The following is a 23,451-nucleotide window of genomic DNA, read 5'->3' as shown; positions in this document are numbered from 1 at the left end:
GCCGGTGACGTCGCCACGGGACGAGCTGCGCCGCCACGTCGGCGCACTGGTCAACCAGCAGCTGAGCGGGCCGATGGACAAGGTCCGGCGCAAGGTGGCCGCGTGGCAGGATCCGCGCGCGAAGTTGCTGCGGCGGCGCCGGCGGGCCTCGCGCTCGCTGGCCTTCCGCTCCACGCTGGCGGCGCTCACCGGCGGGGTGGCCTTCTTCATCGGCGGCAACCCCGCCGTGCTGGAGTGGTCGGAGATCGGCTTCGGTTCGGTGGCGGTGCTCTCCGCCGCGGGCGCGGTGAGCGCTGGGGTGAAGTCGATCCGGCTGCACCGCACGCCACTGCCCGCGGCGGCCGCGCCGCCACCGCCGCCGTTGCCGCCCTCGGGCTCGATGGCGCGCGAACCCATGCAGCGGCTGGCCACGGCCGAGTCCAACCTCGGCGAGCTGCTGCGCCAGTTGTCCGCTCCGCACAACGGCCTCGCGCCGCTGTCGCTGGAGACGGTCGAGTACTCCAGGGCCACCGCCGCGGAGGCCGCCTCGGCGGTGCGCGCGGTGGCCCAGCAACTCCGGGCGGTCGAGCTGGCGCGGGACTCCGCGCCCGCGTTGGAGCGCGGTCATCTCGCCGATGAGGTCCGCCGCCTGCGCAACGAGCTGGACGAGGGTGTCGACGGCTACTGCGGCCTGGTGGCCACCGCGGGACGGGCGGTTGCCGCGAGCAGCACGGCCGCGCCGCGACAGGCGCTGGAAGATGCCACCGACCACCTCGCCGGATTGGCCGCCGCGTTACGCGAACTGGCGGGCGGCCGGTCCTGAACCGGCGGCATGACTCCCCGTGGACCTCACGGGGAGTAGTTTTGTTCCGCTGAAAAGCGGCACAGCTGGGAAATGTTTCGTGCAAACGTGTGATATCGGCGCGTCTGTTCGACCATTCCTTCTACGTCGCGTGGCAGTATCCCTCGCACGAACGGGAGCGCTGGGAGGGGATCGTGGCGCTGTGGACCCTGCACGGCGATGGCCGTCGGGTACAGGACGGTGCCATGGTGGCGCCGGAGGAGCGGCTCAACTGGTTCCTGACCATCGGCTTTGGCGTGCAACACGTCATGGTGATGTTCGGCGCGACCATGTTGGTGCCGCTGTTCACCGGTTTTCCGCCAACGACGACGCTGTTCTTCTCCGGGTTCGGCACACTGCTGTTCCTGCTGATCACCCGTAATCGAGTGCCCAGTTACCTGGGTTCCTCGTTCGCGTTCGTGGCGCCGTTGACGGCGGCGCTGATGCAGAACGTGCCGATGGCCGCGCGGGTGGGCGGCGTGCTGGTCGCCGGCATCCTGATGGTGGTCATCGGCATCGCGGTGAAGGCGCTGGGCGCGCGGCTGCTGGAGTCGCTGATGCCGCCGGTGGTCACCGGCGCGGTGGTGATCGTGATCGGGCTGAACCTGTCCCGGCACGCGACCACGCCGTTCCAGAGCCAGCCGAGCCTGGCCGTGGTCACCTTCCTGACCATCCTGTTCGTCGGCGTGGTGCTGCGCGGCATGCCCTCCCGCGCCGCGGTGCTGGTGGGCCTGCTGGTCGGCTGGGTGCTGGCCGCCTACAACGGCGAGCTGCACCCGGTCCGGCTGGAGCGGGTGGCGATGGAGCCCTGGTTCGGACTGCCCGACTTCCACACCCCGGAGTTCCGGCCCGAGGTGGTCATCGCGGTGCTGCCCGCGGTGGTGGTGCTGGTCGCGGAGAACGTCGGCCACCTCAAGGCGGTGGCCGCGGTGACCGGCCGGGACCTGGACGGCTCCGCGGGCGACGTGCTCATCGGCAACGGCCTGGCCACCACGCTGGCCGGGCTCGGCGGCGGCTCGGCGACCACGACCTACGCCGAGAACATCGGCGTGATGACCGCGACCCGGATGTACTCCACGGCGGCGCACGTGGTGGCCGCGCTGGTGGCCATCCTGCTGTCGTTCTCGCCGAAGCTGGGCGCGATGATCAACACCGTGCCCGCGGGCGTGGTCGGCGGCGCCAGCCTGGTGCTCTACGGCCTGATCGGCCTGGTCGGCGTCCGGATCTGGCTGGACGCCAAGATCGACCTGACCGACCCGGTGAACCTGATGGTCGGCGGCGCCGCGCTGGTCGCCGGGATCGGCGAGCTGCAGCTCAAGCTCGGCGACGTGGAACTGGGCGGGATCGCCTGGGGCACCATCGTGATCGTGGTGCTGCACCCGCTGCTCCGCTGGCTGCGCAGCCTCACCCACCGCAGCGAGCAGCCGGCGACGAAGCGGCCGGGGAGCAGGGAGACCAGGCAGCCCGGCGCCAAGGACAAGGGCGGCCAGGACACGGCCGAGGGCACTAGCGCAGGTTAGGCACGGGCCGCGCCGCACGAGCGCCGGTTGGGCACGGTCGCGCCGGTTGGATAGGGCATTGGTCAGGGCCGCGGTCAGCGGCCGCGCAGGACCAGTTCGGCCGGGTCCAGGGTGAGCGGGAACGGCCGCGAGATCGTGGTCTCGGTGCCCGCCAAGGCGGTCAGGGTGTGCGTGTACTGGCCGCGGCGCAGTTCGGAGGTGATCAGGTGCGGCGTGCGCTCCAGCTCCAGCCGCCAGTAGACCGGGATGCCTGCCTCGGCGTAGAGCTGCGGTTTGATGATCCGGTCCTGCGGGTGCGTGGACGGGCTGACGATCTCGACCACCGCGCGGACCTCGGTCGCGGGGTAGCGGGCCGGGTCGGTGTCGGCGTAGTCGCCGTTGACCACCACGATGTCCGGCACGGCCAGCCGCCCGCCGGGGATGACCACGTTGACCGCTTCGAGGATCTCCACGTCCGCGCCCGCCTGCTTGGCGGCCCGCTCCAACAGGTTCGCCAAGGCGCGGGAGGCGCGCTGGTGGCGGGTGCCCGGGGCTGGGCTCACCGTGAGGACTCCAGGGGTGAGCAGCTCGTAGCGAGTGTGGTTGCCGCTGTCGGGCAGGGCCTCGATGTCCTCGATGGTCCACGGACCGACATGCCGGACGAACGCGACACTCACGGGCTCCCTCCCTCCAGCTCGGGGTCGACTGCCTCCAGTGTGGCATCAGGCTGGCAGCGGGGACAGTGGTACGTGAGCCTGGGCATCCCGTAACTCTCCTGCTCACCGACCCGCACCGGCCCGCCGCAGCGCAGGCAGCCGGCCCGTCCCCGCTCGAACACCCAGTGGCTGGCCGCGCCGAGCCTGCCGGTGGTGGACTGCTCGGGGCGCAGCCGGTTGCGGAAGAGCAGGCGGCGGCACAGCCGGACCGCGGCCCGCGCGTCCACCGCGCCCACCGGTGACCAGGGGGAGACGCCGAGCAGGAAGCAGACCTCGGCCTTGTAGAGGTTGCCGACCCCGGCCAGCACCCGCTGGTCCAGCAGCGCCGTGCCCAGCTCGCGGGCCGGGTCGGCGGTCAGGCGGCGCACCGCCTCGTCCTCCATCGCCTGGTCCCAGTCCGGGGACAGCAGGTCCGGGCCCAGGTGGCCGATGAGGGTGTGCTCCCCGGTGGTGGGCACCAGGGCCAGGTCGTGCAGGCGGAAGCCGACGGCGACCCGGTCCTCGGTTGTCAGCAACGCGCGGACCTGGTGCGCGGGGCCGCGCCAGCGCTCGCCGGGGCGGTAGAGGTGCCAGCTGCCGTCCATCCGGAAGTGGGTGTGCAGCGTGGTCTTGTCATCGAAGCGGAACAGCAGGTGCTTGCCGACCGAACGCACCGAGAGCACCGTGCGGCCGCCCAGGTCGGCCGCGGCGAAGTCTGGGTGCCGCAGCTCGCCGCGGGTGAGCAGCTGACCGCGCAGGGCCTCGTCGAGGCGCTGGGCGGCCAGGAAGACCGTGTCGCCCTCGGGCACCTACGGTCCCTGCAACGCCAGCCGCAGGCCGAGCCCGAGCAGGATGGTCGCGGTCAGCCGGTCCAGCCAGGTGCGCACCCGGCGTTTGGTCAGCCAGCGGCGGGCGCTGCCCGCGACGCCGACCAGCACGAACTGCCAGAGGAAACCCAGGCCGACGTGGATGAGCACGAGCAGCGCGGCCCAGCCGGTGTTCGGCCCGGTCGCGGGCAGGAACTGGGGCAGCAGGCTCAGGTAGAACACGCCGACCTTGGGGTTGAGCAGGTTGGTCAGCAGACCGGAGCGCAGCGCCCGCCAGCCACCCGCCGCGGGCGCTGGAGGTGGTTCGACCTCGGTGTCCTGCTCCAGGTGGCGATCCCGCCAGGAGCGCCACAGTGCGGACCCGCCGAGCCACACCAGGTAGACCGCGCCGGCCAGCCGCAGCAGGTTGTAGCCGAGCTCCGAGGCGCGCAGCAGCGCGGTGATACCCGCGATGCTCGCCGCGCCCCAGACCAGGCAGCCGAGGGTGATGCCCAGGCCGGTGGCCAGGCCGGTGCGGCGGCCGCCGACCAGCACCGAGCGCAGGATCAGCATGGTGTCCAGGCCGGGAGTGACCACCAGGACCAGCGCGGCCACGCAGTAGGCCAGCAGGATCTCGCCGCTCATTCGACGTCCTGCTCGACCAGCTCACGACCGGCGGCCAGCTCTTCGCCCTCGGCGATCTCGGCGTCCAGCTCGCGGCGGGCGCGGGCGTTCGCACTGCGCGCCGAGCGCAGCACCCTGGCCAGCAGCAGGTTGAAGGCGAGCGCGACCTCGCGGGCGCCGGGGGTGCCCCACTGGTGGATCGGCATGCACGCGCCCTGCGCCTGCTGCACGGCCAGCCGGTCCGGCAGGGACACCGGCATGACCAGCGGGCCGAAGATCTCGCGCAGCTCCTCGATGCGGAACTGGTGCTCGTGCGAGCGGGGCCGCACCCGGTTGACCACCACGCCCAGCGGCTGCAGCTCGGGGTTGTTCTCCTCGCGCTCGTTCTGCACCGCCTCGAAGGCGCGCTGCACCCCGGAGACGGCGAAGATGGTCGGCTCGGTGACCAGCATCGCGCGGTCGGCGGCCACCAGCGCGGAACGGGTCAGCTGACCAAGCGAGGGCGGGCAGTCCAGCAGCACCAGCTGGTAGGGCAGCTCGTCCTCGGCCATCAGCTCCTGCACCCGGTCCAGCACCGCGCCCAGCCGGTTCAGCTGGGCCAGGCTCGGGTTGGGCTGGTTGATCAGCTCCGCTTCCTCGGCGCCGACCAGGACGTCGACCTCCTCGCCCCAGGCGCTGGGGGCGATCGCGGACCGCACGGCCGACTTGGTGGGATTCTTCAGGACGTCGACGAGGGAGGACTCGGTCTCCTCCGGCTCCAGCGCCGAGGTGGCGTTGCACTGGGGATCAAGATCGATCACCAGGGTGCGCACCCCGCGCCGCATCGCTGCTGAGGCGAGCCCCAGCACCACCGTCGTCTTGCCGACCCCACCCTTGAGGCTCAACACCGCGACCGTATGCACGGGTGCAGCCTACGGGTTTGTCGAATCAAGGTCTTGTAGCCCGTTTCGGGACTCCTGCGCCAGGCCGATTAGGGTGCGGCTATGCGATCCGACGCCGTGCACCGTGTGCTGGAGGCCGAGCTGGCCGCGGTCCGGGACCGAGGGGTCAGCGCGCCCCGTGTGCTGGATGTCGGCGGTGGCAGCGGGGTGTGGGCGGTGCCGCTGGCCGCGGCCGGATGCCGGGTCACGGTGGTCGAGCCCAGCCCCAACGCGCTGGCCACCCTGCAGCGCCGCGCGCAGGAGGCCGGGGTGGCCGACCGGGTCGCCTCGGTGCAGGGCGATGTGGACTTCCTGGGCGATGTGGTCGAGCCCGGCGGGGCGGACCTGGTGCTCGGGCACGGGCTGCTGGAGCACGTGGACGACGTGACCGCGGCGGTGGCCGCGCTGGCCGCGGCGGCGGTGCCGGGCGGGGTGGTCTCGGTGCTGGTGGCCAACCGGTACGCGGCGCTGGTCGGGCGGGCGCTGGCCGGGCGGCTGACCGAGGCGCGGCGGCTGCTGGACGACCCGGACGGCCGGGTCGGGCCCGCGGACCAGCTGCAGCGCCGCTTCGACGCGGACAGCCTCGGCGAGCTGCTGGCCGGGGCCGGGCTCGCGGTCGAGGTGCTCCAGGGCGACGGGGTGCTCGCCGACCTGGTGCCGGGGGCGGTGCTGGACGCGACGCCGGGTGCGGCGGAGGCGCTGGCCGAGCTGGAGCTGGCGGCCGCGGGACGCCCGCCGCTGCGGGACCTGGCGACCCGGCTGCACGCGGTCGGGCGGCGCTGAGCTCGGTCGGGTGGCGCTGAGCGCGGTGCGCGCGGAAAACACGGTTGCCTAGAGAACCGCGTTTCGCGGAGCTGACGGCACTGCGCGATCGCGGCCGTTCTGATCGCGGCTGTTGCGATCGTTGGAACCGTGATCGTCGGTGCGGTGATCGTCGGGATGGCGATCGTGAGGGCCACGATCGTTGAGGTCGCGATCACCGGGGCCGCGTTCGTGGGTGCTGCGATCGTCCACGTTCCGATCGCCGACGTTCCGATCGTTGACGCTGCGATCGTTGGCGTCGTGATCGCGGATGCCGGCGGCGCTGGGCGCGGGAGCAAGCATCGTGAACCGGTTCATGATCTTCTTCGCGGATCGCGCCCGGTTCAGTAGGGCGTGTGCACCGCGGGCGGGGTCACGTGTACGCCCGCCTGGTACTTCGGCACCCGCACCCTGACCTTGGTGCCCGCGCCGACCGCGGTCTCCACCACCAGCCCGTAGTCATCGCCGTAGACCTGCCGGAGCCGCTCGTCCACGTTGGCCATGCCGATGCCCTCCGACGGCGCGCCCTCGCCGGCCAGGATGCCGCGCAGGGTCTCCGGGTCCATGCCGGCGCCGTCGTCCTCGATCAGGATCTCCGCCTCGGCCCCGGCGTCCCTGGCCAGGATGGTGACCCGGCCACTCATGTCCCGGCCGGAGAGCCCGTGCTGCACCGCGTTCTCCACCAGCGGTTGCAGGCACAGGAACGGCACCGCCACGGGCAGCACCTCGGGCGCGACCTGGAAGGTCACCGCGAGCTTGTCGCCGCTGCGCGCGATCGCCAGCGTCAGGTACTGGTGGATGGCGCGCAGCTCGTCGGCCAGGGTGGTGAACTCGCCGTGCTTGCGGAAGGAGTGCCTGGTGAAGTCGGCGAAGTCCAGCAGCAGCTCGCGGGCGCGTTCCGGGTCGGTGCGCACGAACGCGGCGATGGTGGCCAGCGAGTTGTAGATGAAGTGCGGCGAGATCTGCGCGCGCAGCGCCTGCATCTCCGCCTCCACCAGCCTGGTCCGCGAGCGGTCCAGCTCGGCCAGCTCCAGCTGCGCGGACACCCAGTTCGCCACCTCCTTGGTGGCCCGCACCAGGATCGGCGGGCTGGCGTCGCTGTAGGCGATCAGCGTGCCCAGCACGTGCTCGTCCACCACCAGCGGCGCGATGACCGCGTGCCGCAGCGGGCAGCGCGAGTCGGCGCAGCGGGCCGAGCTGACCTGCACCCGACCGGAGCGCAGCGTCTCCGCGGCCTGGGTGAGCGCGCTGGCCACGTGCGTCTCGCACTCCCCTGACCAGGCCAGCACCGACTCCTGGTCGGTCAGGCAGAGCGCGGGTGTGCCGAGCAGGTCGCGCAGCCGCCGGATCGCCTTGCGCGCGGCCTCGGCGGTCAGCCCGGCGCGCAGCGGCGGCGCGGCCAGCGAGGCGGCGTGCAGGGTCTCGAAGGTGGCCCGGTCGGTGGGCGTGCCGAAGTCCCGGTTGGCGCGCGAGCGCCGCACGATCACCAGCAACGCCACGGTGAGCACGGTGAGCAGCAGCAGGAGCACGAACAGCGCGGAGGTGCGGGTCATCGGCCGGTGGTTCCTTCCGGGGCGTGCAGCCGGGCCATGGTCGCGTGCACCGAACGCGGCACCCGGTCCTTGGTCAGCAGCGAGACCACGATCATCACCGCGAAGGCCAGCGGCACCGACCAGGCGGCCGGCCAGCTCAGCAGCGTGGTGAACCAGCCGGCGCGCAGCTCCCCGGAGATGGTGACCAGCACCGCCAGCAAGGTCAGCCCGCCGCCGGTGACCAGCCCCGCGACCGCGCCCGCCGAGGTGAGCCCGCGCCACCAGATGCCCAGCACCAGCAGCGGGCAGAACGAGGAGGCGGCCACCGCGAACGCGAGTCCCACCGAGCTGGCGATCGGCAGGTCGGTGCCGATCAGCGCGAGTCCCACCGGCACCACGGTGGCCAGCACCGCGGACAACCGGAACCCGCGCAGCCCGCGCCCGCGGAAGACGTCCTGGGAGAGCACCCCGGCCACCGACATGGCCAGCCCGGAGGAGGTGGACAGGAACGCCGCGAACGCGCCCCCGGCCACCAGCGCGCCCAGCAGCTCCCCGGCGAACCCGGGGATGAGCCGTCTCGGCAGCACCAGCACCAGCGCGTCGGTGGCGCCGGTCATCAGCAGCTCCGGCGCGTACAGCCGGCCGAGCGTGCCGAAGACCAGCGGGAACAGGTAGAACACGCCGAGCAGTCCGAGCACCACCAGTGTTGTTCGCCTGGCCGCCCGGCCGGTGGGGTTGGTGTAGAACCGGACCAGCACGTGCGGCAGGCCCATGGTGCCCAGGAAGGTGGCCACGATCAGCGAGTAGGTGACGTAGAGCGGGTACTCGTCGCGCCCGCCGGAGAGCGGGCTGGCCCACTGGTCGCCGGTGAGCACCCGCGCGGAGTCCAGGTGCGGCACCGCGGCGCCGGCCGGGAACATCACCCTGGTGTCCTGGCCGAGCTCGTGCGCGCCCACGGTCAGCTCCACCTCGGCGCCCTGATGGCTGATGCCGTCCAGCCGCCCGTGCACGGTGACCCGCACCGCCTCGCTGCTCTGCACCCGCACCGGGGTGCGGATGGTGACCGTGGTCTGCTGACTGAAGGTGGCCGGCCGGTCCGCGTCCACCAGCGGCGCGCCGTCGCGCTGCCACACCATGATCAGCAGGATCGCCGGCACCGCGATCGCGGTGAGCTTGAGCCAGTAGTGGAAGGCTTGCACGAAGGTGATGCTGCGCATCCCGCCGGAGGCCAGGTTCAGCGTGACCACCACCGCCACCACCACGCCGCCCACCCACACCGGCGCATTGGTCAGCGTGTTCAGAGTCAGCCCCGCCCCTTGCAGCTGCGGCAGCAGGTACAGCCAGCCGATGCCCACCACCAGCAGGCTGGCCACCCGGCGCACCGCCACCGACTCCAGCCGGTTCTCCGCGAAGTCGGGCAGCGTGTACGCGCCGGAGCGGCGCAGCGGCGCGGCCACCAGCGCGAGCATGATCAGGTAGCCCGCGGTGTAGCCGACCGGGAACCACAGCATGTCCACGCCGAAGCTGAGGATCAGCCCGGCCACGCCGAGGAAGCTGGCCGCGGACAGGTACTCGCCGCTGATCGCCGAGGCGTTCCACCACGGGCCGACGGTGCGCGAGGCGACGTAGTAGTCGGAGGTGGTGCGCGAGACGCGCAGTCCGTAGGCGCCGATGAGGATGGTCGCCACGGTCACCACGCCGACCGCGATCAGGCCGGAGAGCGCGTTCACGTCGAGGGGTCCTCCACGAATTCCTGGTAGTCGCGCTCGATGCGCTCCGCGCCGCGCACGTACAGCCAGCCGATGAGCAGCAGCACCGGGTAGACCCCGCCGCCCAGGATCAGCCACGGCACCCGCACGCCGAACAGCTCGGCCGCGCGGCTGGCCGGGACCAGCTCGAACAGCACCGGCAGCAGGCCGAGCGGCAGGCCGACGGCCAGGCAGACCGCGATCCCGGCACGCAGCTGGCTGCGGATGAGCGCGCGCAGCGACACCTCGTCCAGGGTGGCCTTGTCCTCCCGCCCGATCCGGGCGGCCCGGCGCGGCCGGACCGGCCTGGTGCGCGGGCCGGTGACCACCACCCGCCGGGGTGGCTGGCGCGGCTCGGTCACGTCGAGGTTCTCCCCGTGGTCGCGGAGCGTGGTCAGGCAGTCACGGCGCTGACCCGGGTGGATGATGCCGGGCCGGAAGCCCAGTGAACGTGACCCAGGTCACGGCCGAGTCTAGGGTTCGCCGATATCAAGGCCAAACGGATCGAGGGAGCCCTCCGATCGGCGGCCGTTCATCTCGGCGGCTGCCGATCGGGCCGGGCCTGCCGCACCAGCAGGTCGCGCAGTTCGCGGGCGTGCCGCCGGCTCACTGGCAGCACCTGGGCGCCGACCCGCACGCTGAGCTGTCCGGTGTCCAGCCGCAGCTCGTCGACGAACCGCAGCGACACCAGGTGGCTGCGGTGCACCCGGACGAACCCGGCGGCCCGCCAGCGCTCCTCCAGCTGGCCGAGCGAGGCGCGGATCAGGTGCGTCTCCTGCCCGGTGTGCAGCCGCGCGTAGTCCCCGCAGGCCTGGGCGTAGTGCACGTCGGCCAGCCGGACGAACCGGGTCAGCCCGCCCAGCTCGACCGGGATGACCTCATCCGGCGGCTCCTGCGCGACCGGATGCGCGGCGCCGGTCGCGGCCGACGGCTCGACCGCGACCGGCTCGGCGCGTTCGGCCCGGACCCGCTCGGCGACCCGGCGCACCGCCTCGGCCAGCCGGGCGGCGCGGATCGGCTTGAGCACGTAGTCCACGGCCTTGAGCTCGAAGGCCTCGACCGCGAAGTCCTCGTAGGCGGTGACGAACACGACCAGCGGCGGGGTGCTGAACCGGGTCAGCAGCCTGGCCAGCTCCAGGCCGTCCAGGCCGGGCATGTGGATGTCCAGGAACACCGCGTCGAGGGTCTCGCCCTCCTTGGCCACCTGGTCGATCCGGCGCAACGCCTCCATCGCGCCCTCGGCGCCGTCGGCCTGCTCGATGCGGGCGTCGGCGCGCAGCATGTGCAGCAGCTCCTCCAGCAGCGGAGCCTCGTCGTCGACCGCCAGCACACGTAGCATCTTCGGTACTGTATCGACCTGATCAAACGATCAGTAGCTGGTGGCCAGGAGTTCGTGACCGCCGTTGGCGAAATGCCGCCGGAGCGCGGGCAGGTCGAGGTGGCCGTAGCTCGCCGCGGTGCAGCCGGGGCCGAAGACCTCGGCGAGTGCGGTGAGCCGGTACTCGGCCAGCCAGCGCCGGGCGGGCGCGGCCAGCGCGCGGGCGGAGTGCGCGAGCCCGAGTGCGGCGATCCGCGGGAACTGCTCGGCCCGGATCCGCCGATAGCGGGCCAGGATCTCGCGGCACAGCGGACCAGGCCTGTGGGGGTGACTCCGGCCGGTCGCGGGGTCGAACACCAGCGGCGGGCCGGTGTCGGTGCTGCTCAGGCCCAGGTCGTCGACCAGAGCGGCCAGCCGGTGATGGCCGGGGGAGCAGCCGTGACCGCCGGGTCGTGCGCCCGGCCGTCGATCTCCGCTGCGGCGCACTGCCCGGCCACCGAGTGCCTGGCCTCCAGCACCGTCACCCGGTGCCCGGCCCTGGTCAGCTCGCGTGCGGCGGCCAGCCCGCTGGCGCCGGCGCCGAGCACGGCGACCGAACGCGCGGGCGCGAAGTCTGCGGGCATGAGTTCCCTCGGTGCGTTCGCGTGGCCGCCGGAGAAGAATGACTCCGCGGTCAGCATGACGTAAGCGTCTGCTCGCTTTCCAGCTCCCCACCCGATCGGGCGAGCCGGATGGGTATAACGGGAGTTGTCGCAGGTGGGTCCAGGTGGAGTAAGGTCAACTCCAGCGAAGGTCGATTCATTTTCAACTATCTGTGGATGGAACCGATGAGCGGTGAAAATGACCGTTAATCGGCAAATTCCGGCCATTCATCGGCGCTACGGCTCATTGGCGGCGCGCTGGCGGGAACATGTCATTCCAGCCGCTGTCGTGCGAAATCCGCTCCCGCCCCGCTGGCGCCGCCGGTGTCCTCTGCTCGATCCGGCCGAGCCGCCGCGGCCCCGTGGCCCCGTGGCCCGTACAGGAGGGGGAGCGGACCGCCTGCCCGCCGTCGGCTTCCGGCGGGCAACGATGTTTCCCGGTCACTCACCACAGTGGACCGCACGTGGCAGGATCGGCACAGCTGGAACCGGTGCGGGTGAGGAGGCGCGACATGTCAGCAGACGCGGTCACCTCGTCCGACGCGGCCGCGCCGGACCGGATGCGGGAGCTGATCAGGGAAGGCGCGCTGAGCGAGGCCATCGCGCTGGCCGACGCGGTGATCGCCCGCGCCGAGGAGCCCGCGATCGTCGGCCGCTCACTGCTGATGAAGCTGGGCTGCCTGATGATGGACGGCCACCGGCTGGAGGCCGTCTCCGTGGCCGACCAGGCCTTCGACGTGGTGCTGGCCAGCGGCGACCCGGCGCTGATGGGCGAGCTGTACGCGCTGGCCGCCTACGTCGCGCTGACCGAGGGCTCGGTGGACCGCTGCGTCCGGCACCTGGTCCGCGGCTCGCGCACGATGGAGCTGGTGACCAGGGCGGACACCATCGCCGCCGACGCGTGGGCGGACCTGGCGATCACCTACTCCATCGCCGGTTTCCACAACCAGGCGATGCTGGCCTCGGTGCGCGCCCGCAACACCGCCGCCGCGGCCGGGCTGCCGCCGGAGGAGTACCTGACCCCGGAGATCCCGCTGCGCTGCGCGGTGTCGCTGGACCACCGCGGCGACGAGCAGGGCGCGCGGGACATGCTGCGCACCGCGGTGTCGCTGGCCAGGCAGTGCCAGCCGGGCAGCGAGCTGCGCCCGGCCGACTACCCCTTCTACCGCTACGCCAGCGCCCGGCTGACCGCGCTCGGCGAACCGGTCCAGCTGACCATGGCCGAGGTGTCACTGGAGGGCCACGAGGCCGCCGACCTCGGCGCGCTGGCCCAGGTGTGCGACGCGATCGCGGCAGGCCGCCCGCTGGACGCGCTGGCCAGGCTGGACTCGATGACCCTGGTCGCCAACACCCTCGGCCCGGCCGAGCTGTTCCGGCTGCGCGCGCTGGCCTACGCCGCCGCCGGGGACCACCGGGCCGCGCACACCGCCGACCGGCAGGCGTTCAAGCTGGCAGGCGAGCACCCGTCCCGGCTGGTCGACCGGTTCATCGAGGGCGTCGGCGCCCGGTTGGACCACGAGGACCTGCGCCGCGCGGTCGGCCGCTACGCCGCCGAGGCGCTCACCGATCCGCTCACCGGCCTGCCCAACCGGCGGCACCTGGAGCAGCGGCTGGCGATGATCGCCGAGCAGCGCGGCACCGCGGCCATCGGCGTGATCGACCTGGACGGCTTCAAGACGGTCAACACCGTGCACGGCCACCTCTCCGGCGACCTGGTGCTGGAACGGGTCGCGGCGATCCTGTCCCGCACGGTGCGCCGCGGCGACTTCGTGGCCCGCTACGGTGGGGACGAGTTCGTCGCGCTGCTGCCGGAGACCAGCGTGGCCGAGGCGGTGGAGATCGGCGGCAGGCTGGCCGCCGCGGTCGACGAGGAGGACTGGGAGGCGCTGGTCGCGGGCACCCCGATCTCGGTGACCATCGGCTGGGCGGACCTGGCGCATCCCGCGGAGCTGCCCACCGCGCTGGCCGAGGCCGACCGCGCCATGCTGGAGCTCAAGGGCGCCCGTCGCTGACACCGGCGCCCCGCCGACGCCCAGGGAGTCCGCCGTGCCGGGACCGACCAGTCACGCCGAGCACACCGCCGAGATCCGCGCGGTCTGCCGGGCCGGGGAGGCCGTGCTGGGCGCCTTCGCGCGGGTGGACCGGGGCTGGTTCATCCCGCGCCGGATGTGGTGCTCGCCGCGCGGCAGGCAGCCGCGGCCGGTGGACCTGCTGACCGACCCGGAGCTGTGGCGGGAGTGCGTGTACGGCGACACCGTGGTGGTGACCCAGTTCGACGACGGCGCGACCCGCTGGCCGCAGGTCGGCCGGGTGGCCACCAGCAGCGCCTCCCAGCCCCGCCTGGTGGTGGACATGCTGGACCGGCTGCGGCTGATCCCCGGCCAGCGGGTGCTGGAGATCGGCGCGGGCACCGGCTACAACGCGGCCCTGCTCGCCGAGCTGGTCGGCCCGCACCAGGTGACCACGGTCGAACTGGACCCCACGCTCGCCGAGATCGCCGCCGCCAACCTGACTCGCACCGGCCACCCGGTGCACGTGACCTGCGCCGACGGCACCCTGGGATGCCCGGAGCGAGCCCCGTTCGACCGGGTGGTCGCCACAGTCGCCGCGGTCGGCGACGGCCTGCCGTACCCCTGGGTCGAGCAGACCCGCCCCGGCGGCATGATCCTCACCCCGTGGGGCAACGCCTTCGACAACGGCGTGCTGCTGGAACTGACCGTGCGCCCCGACGGCACCGCCGCGGGCCCGGTGATCGGCGGCGTGGCCTTCATGCAGCTGCGCGGCCAGCGCCTGTCCACCGGCGACGCGGCCGACCACGCCGAGCTCGCCGACACCGGCGCCCCGCGCACCAGCGCGGTGCCCCCCGGCGAGGTGGCCTTCGGCGAGGGCGTCTTCGGCATCGGCCTGCGCCTGCCGGAGGTCGGCTGCGAGATCAGCTACACCGGCGAACACGACTACGAGATCCTGCTCCACCACGCCGCCAGCGACTCCGCGGCCATCGCCGAGGTCCGGGACAGCACGGTCGAGGTGCGCGAGGCCGGCCCCCGGTCGTTGTGGGCCGAGGTCGAGGCGGCGCACCGCTGGTGGGTGGAACGGGGCCGGCCGGGACCACGCCGCTTCGGCGTCACCGTCACCCCCGAGGGGCAGACGATGTGGCTGGACCGCGAGTCGAACCCGATCTGACGCTCCGCTGCGGCTACCCAGTGCTCCCGTGGGTAATCGCCCCCACTCCGCCCGGCACTGGCGTCACCAGCGCGGCCCGCTACCGCACCTCGGAGGGGGCGGATATACGTGGGTGGGAGCGATGGACACCTGGACGGCAGGTGTCGATCGAGCATGATCTTCGCGCCTTCCGCGAGAATGAGTGTTCGCTGTTCCCGGCCGCGATCAACTCTCTTCGCGAGTTCTCTGGGCTCTCGCTTCCCGTTGAAGGTGAACGGCCGGAGGAGATCCAGTTTCCGCAGCCGAGGCTGCCGCCCGCGTGCCTGGACGGACAGATGACTACTCGGAGCGGGTCAAGGTCGGGCTGATCGACGGAGGTAGGCAGGCCAGGTGCCGGTAGGGGCCGAGTCAGCCGCAACACCAGTGTCGGACCGGCTGTCTAGACTTCGAGCCACGCCTCGAACGCCCGTTCGAGACCCGGATCGGTGCAGGTGGGGAGGTGCCGGATGGGCCGGAGCGGGGATCTGCCGCGCGGTTTGGTCGACAAGTACAAGGCGCGGGACGGCGCCTGGCCGGAGGACACCGGCTGTCCGATCCTGCACGTGGACATGGACGCCTTCTACGCCTCGGCCGAGATCAGGGAGCGGCCCGAGCTCAAGGACGTGCCGGTCGTGGTCGGCGGCACCGGCAACCGGGGCGTGGTGTCCTCGGCCAACTACCTGGCCCGCACCTTCGGTGTCCGCTCGGCGATGCCGACCAGCCGGGCCAGGGCGCTGTGTCCGAAGGCGGTGTTCATCCCGCCGAACTTCACCCTGTACTCGGCGGTCTCGGCCGGGGTGATGGCGATCTTCCGCGACTTCACCCCGCTGGTGGAGCCGCTGAGCCTGGACGAGGCGTTCCTCGACGTGCGTGGCGCGCTGCGCAGGCTGCGGATGACTCCCGGCCGGATCGGCGAGGAGATCCGGGCCAGGGTGGAGGCCGAGCACGGCATCACCTGCTCGGTCGGGGTGGGCTCGACCAAGTTCGTCGCGAAGCTCGCCTCCGGGCTGTGCAAGCCCGACGGCATGCTGGTGGTGCCCAAGACGGACGTGCTGGCGTTCCTGCGGCCGTTGCCGGTCTCGGCGCTGTGGGGCGTTGGCAAGCGCACCGAGGAACGCCTGGTCGACCGTGGTCTGCACACCGTGGCCGACCTCGCGGAGACCCCGCTGGCCCGGCTGCGCCGCATCGTCGGCAACGCCCAGGCCGAGCACCTGCACAGCCTGGCCAACGGGCATGACACGCGGGCCGTGGTGCCCGAGTCGCCGGAGAAGTCGATCGGCGCCGAGGAGACCTTCGAGGTCGACCACCACGACCGCGCGGTGTTGCGCCGGGAACTGCTCCGGCTCTCCGAGCGGACCGCGGCCTCGCTGCGGAGCCGGGGACTGCGCGGGCGGACCGTGTCGATCAAGGTGCGGTTCGCCGACTTCAGCACGATCACCCGCGCCCGCACGCTGCCGCTGCCGACCGACGTCACCCAGGAGATCTACCGCCTGGCCTGCCAGCTGCTGGAGGAGCAGACCCCGCCAGGGCCGGTCCGGCTGATCGGGGTGCGGGTGGAGCAGCTGGACGACCACGGCGGCGCGGGCGACCAGCTGACCTTCGACGAACCCGAACGCGGCTGGCGCGAGGCTGACCAAGCCGCCGACGCCGCCCGCGCCAAGTTCGGCGGGGCGGCGATCAAACCGGCTTCGCTGCTCGGCGCCGCGCCGCAGCGCGCCGATGTGACCAGGCCCCGGATGGCCAGGGACTAGGTCGTGGACTTCGGGGCGCGGACCACGGCAACCGGTCCGTGCGCGTAGTGCACGACCGCGTGGCTGACCGAGCCGAGCAGCAGCCGCCGGAACGCGCCCCTGCCGTGGCTGCCGACCACGATCAGCGCCGCGTCCTTGCCGCGTTCCAGTAGCGCGTCCGCGGGCTTCTCGGTGGTCACGACCTCCTCGACCGGGATGTCCGGCCGCTCCCGCCGCAGCGGCAGGAGCCACTGCGCCAGCAGTTCCTGGCCCTCCTGGTGCATGATCTTCGGGTCGAAGTCCCAGGCGCGGACCGGGCCGAAGGCGTCCAGCGGCAGGTCGCTCCAGGTGTGCACGGCGACGATCCGGCGGTGGTGCCGGGCGGCGAAGTCGAAGGCGAAGTCCAGGGCGGCCGCGCTGGTCTCCGAGCCGTCCACGCCGACCACCACCGGGCCCTGCTCGGGATCGGCGGGGGCGCGCAGCACGATCACCGGGCAGGCCACGCCGCGGACCACGCTGGAGGCGATCGATCCCAGCCGGATGCCGGTGGCGGCCGAGCGGCCCGCGGCGCCGAGCACCAGCAGGTCGGCGCCGTTGCTGTGCTCGACGAGCAGGTCGAGCGGGTCGCCGGGGACGAAGTCGCCGTGCACGTCCAGCCCGGGGTGGGCGGCGCGGCACTGCCGCACCAGTTCGGCGAGGGACTGCTCGGCCCACTCCCGCACCGAGTCCTGCTCCACCGCGCCCTCCGGCAGCGCGCCCACGCCGTAGCCGGGGGCGGTGACCTCGTGTGCCCACACCAGCCGGAGCGGCAGGTTCCGCAGTCGGGCTTCGGTGGCCGCCCACTCGGCCGCGGCCGCCGCCGAAGGCGAGCCGTCGACCCCAGCGACCACCCGTGCGCCAAGTTCCAGGTCAGCCGTCATATTCCTGGCTACCCCCTTCGAACACCGGCAAACGGCACGCCTGACCACACCGGTTGCCCAGCCAGTTTGACTGAATTTTCAGTAGATGGCAAGGTGGATCCCATGCCGCCGAACAGCGAGAACAGCCCACCGAACATGCGATGGCGCATACCGGCCGAGTGGGTTCCGCATGCCCGCACGTACCTCTCCTGGCCCGCACACACCTCGCTGTACCGAGCCGACCTGCCCGCCGTCCGCGACACGGTGGCCAAGCTGGCCAGGGCCGTCGCCGACCATGAGCCGGTGGCCCTGCTCGCCCGCCCTGAGCACCGGGACGCGGCGCAGCGGGCGGTCGGTGGCGCGGTCGAGGTGCTGCCCATCCCGGTGGACGACCTGTGGACGCGCGACCACGGGCCGACCTTCGTCAGCAGGTCCGGCGCGGTGGCCGGGGTCGACTTCGGGTTCAACGGCTGGGGCGGCAAGCAGCACCCGCACGAGGACGACCACCGCGTGGCCCGGCGATTACTCGACCACCTCGGCCTGCCCCGGCTCGTGGCCGGGCTCGTGGCCGAGGGTGGCTCCCTCGAGGTCGACGGCGAGGGGACCCTGCTGGCCACCGAGAGCTCGCTGCTCAACTACAACCGCAACCCGGGTCGCGGCAAGGCACACGTCGAGGCCGTGCTCGGCGAGGTCCTGGGTGTCGACAAGGTCATCTGGCTGGCCGGTGTCCGGGGTGCGGACATCACCGACTGCCACGTCGACGCGCTGGCGCGGTTCGCGGCTCCCGGTGTCGTGCTGCTCGACCGGCCGGCCGCGGGCTCCGCACCGGATGAGTGGACGGCCGTCAGCGACGAGGCGCTGACAGCGCTCCAGCGCGCCACCGACGCGCGGGGCCGCCCGCTGGAGGTGGTCGAGCTTCCGGCGCCGGACCGGTCCCGGATCCGTGGCTCCGGCGACTTCCTGGCCAGCTACCTCAACTACTACGTGGCCAACGGCGCGGTGTTCGTCCCCAGTTTTGGTGACCGGCGGGCCGACGACCACGCCCGCGGCCTGCTGGCCGAGCTGCACCCTGGTCGTGCGGTCGTCCAGCTCGACATCGACCCCATCGCCCAATACGGCGGTGGCATCCACTGCGCGACCCAGCAGGAGCCGGCCATGACAATGTGATCCCGTGAGCGAAGCGCCCGACCGACGGCAGGCCCTGCTGGAAGCGACCTGCCGGATGATCGCCCGCACCGGCGTCCGCGGCCTCCGCGTGGAGGAGGTGGCGCAGCAGGCCGGGGCCTCCACCGCGTTGATCTACTACTACTTCAAGAGCCGGAGCGGCCTGCTGGCGGCGACCATGCGGTTCGTCGACGAGCGCGCCGCGGAGTACACCCAGTCCAGCCGGGGCGACGGGTACGAACGGCTGCTCGACAACCTCCAGCGCGAGTTCCAGGACAAGCGCCGGGTCCGGGAGAACTCCGCGGTCTGGGGTGAGCTCCGGGCGGCGGCCGTGTTCGACAAGGCGTTGCGGGAGATCGTGGGCAACGCCGGGCTCCGGTGGGGCAGGTACATCGCCGAGCTGATCGAGCAGGGACAGGAGGACGGCAGCATCTCGACCACGGTCGATCCGGCGGCCGCGGCGGTCCGGTTCACCGCGCTCGTGGAGGGGCTCAGCTCACGCTGGCTGGCCAAGCTGCTCAGCACCGAGCAGGCGCACGCGGCGGTCCGGGCGGCGGTGGCGGCCGAATGTCTGCCGGGGCAGCGGCCGAGCGTCGCACCGGAGCGGACTGCTCCGACCGTGTGACGTACGGATCACCTGGCTGGCAGTGATGACCAGGGCGTTCCGCGGGCCGTTGTGGCGGTGGTGGCGATCCGTGGCCCGACCAGGGCGGCGTGATCAAACTGCTCGTCCGTCGGAGTGGGGTTAACGCACTGGAACATCGTCCTGAACGGCGTTCAGTCACCCTTGGCTACTACCCCGAGCGGATGACGTCTGAGACACCACCGTCTCGACTCCGGGGACCGGGTAGTCTAGGCGTCGCACGGATCGTATTCTCAAGGTGACGCCCCACGCGGGGCGCCCGCCGGGTCCGGCGGAACCGCTGAAGCCCGGCGCCCGCTACAAGCTGTGCCGGAGGAGGAGCCATGCCACTCTCCGAGCACGAGCAGCGACTGCTCGACCAGATCGAGCGCGCGCTCTACGCCGAGGACCCCAAGTTCGCCTCCACCGTGCGCGGCGCTCGGTTGCGAAGGCCATCTCGACGGCGACGCCTACAGGGGCTTGCGGTGTTCGTGGTGGGCCTGTTGCTGCTCGTTGTCGGTGTGATCTTGCCCGTGTTGCGACCGGCCGAAATCCCGGTGCTGAGCGTCGTCGGCTTCCTGCTGATGTTCGTCGGCGCCGTGTGGGGTCTGTCCGCCACGAACAAGACAGACCCAGCCGCCGAGGAAGGTGGATCGCCGCAACAGCGGTCGGCCACGCCGCGGCGGAGTTCGTTCTCTCAGCGAATGGAAGAGCGTTTCCGCCGCCGTTTCGACGACGGTGATCAACACTGATCGCAGCCACCACCATCACCACCACCAGCTAGCCAGACTACCCAGCGGGGTGTCGCCTCCCAGCAGCCAGGGAGCGGACGCCCCGCTGAGTCATGTCCAGCCCGGCCAGCCCCGCCACCGGTGCCATGAGTTGCCGGCCGAACCCATGTGCTCCGCCGAGCCCGGCGGTGAGGGGGCCGCCGCGAATCCAGCACGCCGGCGATCCGGCCAGCTGACCAAGATCCGCGGCGAACAGCAGCGGCAGGGCGTGCCCGGACCGCGGGTTCCGGGCTGCCCGTGGGACGCGTCTGATTCGCGTACTTGGGCCGTTCGGGTGTGTCGGTTGACCTTGATGGGGTAGTCGGTCACAGTGGGCGCCTCACAGGGGGACTCGTGGAGGTGCGGCCGTGGTTCGGTGGTCTTGGGCGCGTGGGCTGATGGGTGTCACGGCGGTGGCGCTGGCGGGTGTGCTCGGCGTCCTGGCGGCGGCTCCTGCCGAGGCCCTGCCGCGGCTTGGCGTCTCGCAGTGCCTGGGGACGCAGACAATCACCTTCGACCCGCCGCTGACGCTGACGCCGCGGCCGACCACGATCAGGTTCGTTGAGGACTTCGGCACCTGCCTGCTCGGCGGCGTCTCCTCGGCGCGCGGCTCCGGTGAGTCGACCGAGACGACCAGCGCGGTCGCGGTGACCATCCCGACCGCGGAGGCCACCTACCACTGGAACACCGGGCGCGGCAGCACCGTGCACTGGGCGAGCAACGTGGTGGCCAAGGTGAACGGCAGCATCGTGGTCACGGCTTTTGGCACCGTCACAGACGGCCTGTTCCGGGGTGCGTTGGCGCAGAGCGTGGTCGTGCTGCCCGAGCTGGACCTCACCGCGGCGCTGGGCGAGGGAGTGTCCAGGGTGAGCGGGCTGGACACGCTGACCCTCCTCCGGTGACCGGCGCGCCCCTCGGCGACATCGAGGGGGTCGAGGCCGGGGCCGGGTTGCGCCTGCTGGGCGAGCTGGTCGACGAGGCCGTGTGGCTGGACCACTGTCCGTTCGTGTACGCCTCGTGCCATCCGTCGCCAGCCTGGCTCCGGCACGAGCAGGTCTCCGCGTTCCAGCCGCTGCCCACGCCGCCGCCCGGCCACCTGCCCCCGGCGGCGGCCGACCAGCGCCGGGTTTGCGTGTCCTTCGCGCCCGAACACGGCGACAACGCCCGCACCTGGGCGGGCACGCACGGCTACCGCCTGCTCGCGCCCGCGCCCGAGCTGACCGCCTGGGCCGCGGACAAGATCGCCTCTGTCGGGCTGTTTGCCAGGGCGGGGGTGGCCAGCCCGTCGTCGGCCGTCGTCCCGGCGCGCGACCGGATGGCCGCCTCGGCCTACTGGAAGGCGGAGTGGCCGAGGACGGTTGCCCAGCGCCGGGAGAACAACCTCATCGGCCACGGCACCCGCGTCCTCGACTCGGTCGCGGACCTGCGGGACTGCCTGGCCGAGTGGCCGGACCAGCCGGTCAAGCTGAGCCGGTTCCACCCGGGGATCTCGCTGACCGTCACCGCCTGCGCCGGCGGTGACCGCACCGTGGTCTCGGCGGTCTCGCACCAGCTGGTCGGCCTGCCGGAACTGGCCGCGGCCTGGGGTTCGCACTGCGGCAACCAGCTGCTCGCGCCCGACGAACTGCCCGGTGACCTCTACCGGCAGGCCAGGCTCGCGGCCTGGCGGGTTGGCGAACTGTTGCGCGCCAGGGGTTTCCGCGGCATGTTCGGGCTGGACCTGGTGGCCGACGCCGGGCGGCTGCTGGCCATCGAGGTCAACCCGCGGTTCCAGACCGTGGTCTCGCTCGTCCAGGCCGTGGAGAGCGACTGTGGGCTGCTTCCGGCGCTGGGCCTGCACATGCTCGCCTTCCTCGCCCCGGAACTGCCGCCCACCTCGGGCCGGACCTACCCGGCCGGACCGCGGTACAGCCAGCTCGTCGTGCACGCCGCCGCCGACCTCACCCTGTCCGAGGTTCCGCCCTCGGGGCACTACCGCGCCGACGGCCACGAGCCTCTTCCCGGTCCGGCCCGGCTCACTGACGTCACGGCGGCGGAGGCTGTGTGGTGGGCCATCGCGGGACCGGGGCCGATCCGGGCGGGGGAGGAGATCGGTCTGCTCCAGTTCAGCCGACCGGTCGCGGCCAGGGAACCCCGGCCGCACCCCAGCGCCGAGGCATTGCGCTGGGTCAGGTCCTTCCAGCTCCGGTGTCGTGCGGCCACCAGTTCGCTCCCGCCGCTGCGCATGTGCGAGGCGGACATGCGGCGGGCGGGCAGGCACGCGATCGAACTGATCATCAAGCGGATCTCCACCACCGGTGACCGCCCGACCTGGCAGGTTCCGGCTCCTGAAGCTCTGCGCGCGGTCTTGGACGAGCCGCTGCCCGAACACGGTGTCGACGACCTGCCAGCCCTGCTCGACCAGGTCACCGAGCAGGCGCTGGCCGAGGCCACCCGGCTGGACCACCCGCGCAGCTTCGCCTTCGTGCCGGCCACCGGGAACTTTCCCGCGGTGCTGGCCGCCGCGCTTGCCGCCGCCTACCTCTCCGTGCCCGGCGCCTGGTTCGTCGGCGCGGGCCCCACCCAGCTCGAACTGACCACGCTGAACTGGCTCAAGGCCCTGCTCGGCCTCCCCGAGGGCCACGGCGGACTCTTTGTCAGCGGCGGGTCCGTGGCCACCCTCACCGCCCTGGCCGTGGCCAGGGACCAGCACCTCGACGGCCACCGGGAGCAGGCCCGCCTGTACTGCTCGTCCCAGACGCACCCCTCGGTGGCCCGCGCGGCGCACCTGATCGGCCTGACCCGCGAGCAGCTGCGTGTCCTGCCCGCTGACGAACAGCTGCGGCTCGACCCCGCCGCGCTGGCCGAGCAGATCACCCACGACCGGGACCGTGGATACCGGCCCTTCGCCGTCACCGCCACCCTCGGCACCACCGGCACGGGCGCCATCGACCCGCTCGCCGAGCTCGCGGACCTGTGCGAACGCGAGGATCTGTGGCTGCACGTCGACGGCGCGTTCGGCGCCGCCGTGACCGCCACCAGCCGCGGCCAGCACCTGCGCGCCGCACTGGGCCGGGCCGACTCGCTCACCGTCGACCCGCACAAGTGGCTGTTCCAGCCGTACGAGATCGGCTGCGTCCTGCTGCGCAGGCCCGAACTGCTGCCCGCCACCTTCAGCCTGGCGCGCCACGCCCTCGACAACGCCTACCTCGACCCCGCCCACGCGCCCGGCACCGAGACCAACCTCTCCGACCACGGCCCCCAGCAGAGCCGGGGGCTGCGAGCGTTGAAACTGTGGCTGTCGCTGAAGACCTTCGGCGCAGCAGCCTTCCGGGACACCATCGAACGCGGCATCGACCTCGCCGAACACGCGGGCACGCTGATCCAGGCCCATCCCGAGCTGCACCTGGTCACCCCGCCCAGCCTCTGCGTGCTCACCTTCGCCTACCGCCCGCGCCGGGTCCCCGCCGACTGGGACGGCGACCGCGCCCAGGAACGGATCAGCCGCGCCGTCTGCGCGGGCGGCGACGGCCTGGTGCTGACCACCCGCGTGCGCGGCGCGGTGGTGCTGCGCCTGTGCACGATCAACCCGGCCAGCACTCGCGCGGACGTCGAAGCCGTCCTCGACCTCGTGGTCAGCCACGGCCGCGAACTTCAGACGCCCGAGGCCGTGCGGCAGTAG

At 72.6% G+C, this 23,451-nt stretch carries 23 protein-coding genes; 11 read left to right on the top strand and 12 right to left on the bottom strand.

Annotated elements, in window-relative coordinates:
• Window positions 1–4: 4 nt before the first annotated feature.
• The gene (gene pspM / locus N8J89_RS32965) at window positions 5–802 is read left to right on the top strand and encodes a phage shock envelope stress response protein PspM (RefSeq protein WP_283660887.1); all 798 of its coding nucleotides are present in this window, start codon (window positions 5–7) and stop codon (window positions 800–802) included.
• A 173-nt stretch (window positions 803–975) separates the two neighbouring features.
• Window positions 976–2,340: a uracil-xanthine permease family protein gene (locus tag N8J89_RS32960; protein WP_283660886.1), complete on the top strand. Its 1,365-nt coding sequence runs from the start codon at window positions 976–978 to the stop codon at window positions 2,338–2,340.
• A 74-nt stretch (window positions 2,341–2,414) separates the two neighbouring features.
• Here the strand turns inward: N8J89_RS32960 and N8J89_RS32955 are convergent, their stop codons facing one another.
• Genes N8J89_RS32955 through N8J89_RS32940 form a run of 4 tightly spaced genes read right to left on the bottom strand, consistent with a single transcriptional unit; the run spans window position 2,415 to window position 5,346 of the window.
• Window positions 2,415–2,996 (bottom strand): Uma2 family endonuclease, encoded by a 582-nt coding sequence (locus N8J89_RS32955; RefSeq protein WP_283660885.1) that lies wholly within the window; start codon window positions 2,994–2,996, stop codon window positions 2,415–2,417.
• Window positions 2,993–3,823, bottom strand: a complete 831-nt coding sequence (locus tag N8J89_RS32950; RefSeq protein ID WP_283660884.1) for a DNA-formamidopyrimidine glycosylase family protein — start codon at window positions 3,821–3,823, stop codon at window positions 2,993–2,995. Before N8J89_RS32950 ends, N8J89_RS32955 begins: the two co-directional genes overlap by 4 nt.
• Entirely contained in the window at window positions 3,824–4,465 is a 642-nt protein-coding gene (locus tag N8J89_RS32945) for a LysE family translocator (protein ID WP_283660883.1), read from the bottom strand.
• Window positions 4,462–5,346, bottom strand: a complete 885-nt coding sequence (locus N8J89_RS32940) for a ParA family protein (RefSeq protein WP_252480786.1) — start codon at window positions 5,344–5,346, stop codon at window positions 4,462–4,464. The genes N8J89_RS32945 and N8J89_RS32940 overlap by 4 nt, the downstream gene beginning before the upstream one ends.
• Before the next feature lie 81 nt (window positions 5,347–5,427).
• On the opposite strand from N8J89_RS32940, the gene N8J89_RS32935 reads away from it, so the two are divergent.
• Window positions 5,428–6,147 carry a class I SAM-dependent methyltransferase gene (locus tag N8J89_RS32935; RefSeq protein ID WP_283660882.1) on the top strand — a complete coding sequence of 240 codons (720 nt, stop codon included), beginning with the start codon at window positions 5,428–5,430 and terminating at the stop codon, window positions 6,145–6,147.
• A 48-nt stretch (window positions 6,148–6,195) separates the two neighbouring features.
• Here N8J89_RS32935 and N8J89_RS32930 read toward each other — a convergent pair whose 3' ends face one another.
• The 7 genes from N8J89_RS32930 to N8J89_RS32900 all read right to left on the bottom strand — a co-directional run bounded on the left by N8J89_RS32930 (window position 6,196) and on the right by N8J89_RS32900 (window position 11,386).
• Window positions 6,196–6,483 carry a hypothetical protein gene (locus N8J89_RS32930; protein WP_283660881.1) on the bottom strand — a complete coding sequence of 96 codons (288 nt, stop codon included), beginning with the start codon at window positions 6,481–6,483 and terminating at the stop codon, window positions 6,196–6,198.
• A 26-nt stretch (window positions 6,484–6,509) separates the two neighbouring features.
• Complete coding sequence (locus N8J89_RS32925) at window positions 6,510–7,718, bottom strand: histidine kinase (RefSeq protein ID WP_283660880.1); 1,209 nt, start codon at window positions 7,716–7,718, stop codon at window positions 6,510–6,512.
• Window positions 7,715–9,427, bottom strand: a complete 1,713-nt coding sequence (locus tag N8J89_RS32920) for a sodium/solute symporter (protein WP_283660879.1) — start codon at window positions 9,425–9,427, stop codon at window positions 7,715–7,717. Before N8J89_RS32920 ends, N8J89_RS32925 begins: the two co-directional genes overlap by 4 nt.
• Window positions 9,424–9,807, bottom strand: coding sequence for a hypothetical protein (locus tag N8J89_RS32915; protein ID WP_283660878.1), 384 nt, complete (start codon window positions 9,805–9,807; stop codon window positions 9,424–9,426). Before N8J89_RS32915 ends, N8J89_RS32920 begins: the two co-directional genes overlap by 4 nt.
• A gap of 170 nt (window positions 9,808–9,977) precedes the next feature.
• Window positions 9,978–10,784 carry a LytR/AlgR family response regulator transcription factor gene (locus N8J89_RS32910; protein ID WP_283660877.1) on the bottom strand — a complete coding sequence of 269 codons (807 nt, stop codon included), beginning with the start codon at window positions 10,782–10,784 and terminating at the stop codon, window positions 9,978–9,980.
• Window positions 10,785–10,814: 30 nt separating this feature from the next.
• Complete coding sequence (locus tag N8J89_RS32905; RefSeq protein ID WP_283660876.1) at window positions 10,815–11,120, bottom strand: hypothetical protein; 306 nt, start codon at window positions 11,118–11,120, stop codon at window positions 10,815–10,817.
• Between the two features lie 26 nt (window positions 11,121–11,146).
• Window positions 11,147–11,386, bottom strand: coding sequence for an FAD-dependent oxidoreductase (locus N8J89_RS32900; RefSeq protein WP_283660875.1), 240 nt, complete (start codon window positions 11,384–11,386; stop codon window positions 11,147–11,149).
• Between the two features lie 530 nt (window positions 11,387–11,916).
• Here N8J89_RS32900 and N8J89_RS32895 point away from each other — a divergent pair.
• The 3 genes from N8J89_RS32895 to N8J89_RS32885 all read left to right on the top strand — a co-directional run bounded on the left by N8J89_RS32895 (window position 11,917) and on the right by N8J89_RS32885 (window position 16,356).
• Entirely contained in the window at window positions 11,917–13,416 is a 1,500-nt protein-coding gene (locus N8J89_RS32895) for a GGDEF domain-containing protein (RefSeq protein ID WP_283660874.1), read from the top strand.
• Window positions 13,417–13,450: 34 nt separating this feature from the next.
• Window positions 13,451–14,587 (top strand): methyltransferase domain-containing protein, encoded by a 1,137-nt coding sequence (locus N8J89_RS32890; protein ID WP_283660873.1) that lies wholly within the window; start codon window positions 13,451–13,453, stop codon window positions 14,585–14,587.
• Window positions 14,588–15,072: 485 nt separating this feature from the next.
• Window positions 15,073–16,356 (top strand): DNA polymerase IV, encoded by a 1,284-nt coding sequence (locus tag N8J89_RS32885; RefSeq protein ID WP_283660872.1) that lies wholly within the window; start codon window positions 15,073–15,075, stop codon window positions 16,354–16,356.
• On the opposite strand, the gene N8J89_RS32880 is transcribed toward N8J89_RS32885, so the two are convergent.
• Window positions 16,353–17,255, bottom strand: coding sequence for a universal stress protein (locus N8J89_RS32880; protein ID WP_283660871.1), 903 nt, complete (start codon window positions 17,253–17,255; stop codon window positions 16,353–16,355). The two genes, N8J89_RS32885 and N8J89_RS32880, sit on opposite strands and share 4 nt — an antisense overlap.
• 102 nt (window positions 17,256–17,357) lie before the next feature.
• On the opposite strand from N8J89_RS32880, the gene N8J89_RS32875 reads away from it, so the two are divergent.
• From N8J89_RS32875 to N8J89_RS32855, 5 genes are all read left to right on the top strand, one after another.
• Window positions 17,358–18,401, top strand: a complete 1,044-nt coding sequence (locus tag N8J89_RS32875; RefSeq protein ID WP_283660870.1) for an agmatine deiminase family protein — start codon at window positions 17,358–17,360, stop codon at window positions 18,399–18,401.
• 4 nt (window positions 18,402–18,405) lie between these two features.
• On the top strand, window positions 18,406–19,023 hold the full coding sequence (locus N8J89_RS32870; protein WP_283660869.1) for a TetR/AcrR family transcriptional regulator: 618 nt from the start codon (window positions 18,406–18,408) through the stop codon (window positions 19,021–19,023).
• Between the two features lie 341 nt (window positions 19,024–19,364).
• The gene (locus N8J89_RS32865) at window positions 19,365–19,772 is read left to right on the top strand and encodes an SCO2097 family morphological protein (protein ID WP_185008604.1); all 408 of its coding nucleotides are present in this window, start codon (window positions 19,365–19,367) and stop codon (window positions 19,770–19,772) included.
• 416 nt (window positions 19,773–20,188) lie between these two features.
• Window positions 20,189–20,692: a hypothetical protein gene (locus N8J89_RS32860; RefSeq protein ID WP_283660868.1), complete on the top strand. Its 504-nt coding sequence runs from the start codon at window positions 20,189–20,191 to the stop codon at window positions 20,690–20,692.
• The gene (locus N8J89_RS32855; RefSeq protein ID WP_283660867.1) at window positions 20,689–23,451 is read left to right on the top strand and encodes an aminotransferase class V-fold PLP-dependent enzyme; all 2,763 of its coding nucleotides are present in this window, start codon (window positions 20,689–20,691) and stop codon (window positions 23,449–23,451) included. The genes N8J89_RS32860 and N8J89_RS32855 overlap by 4 nt, the downstream gene beginning before the upstream one ends.

Origin of the sequence: Crossiella sp. CA-258035, from assembly GCF_030064675.1 — a bacterium.
GTDB lineage: Bacteria > Actinomycetota > Actinomycetes > Mycobacteriales > Pseudonocardiaceae > Crossiella.
The sequence above is the reverse complement of the archived record's forward strand: the minus strand, read 5'-3'. Positions and strand labels throughout refer to the sequence as shown.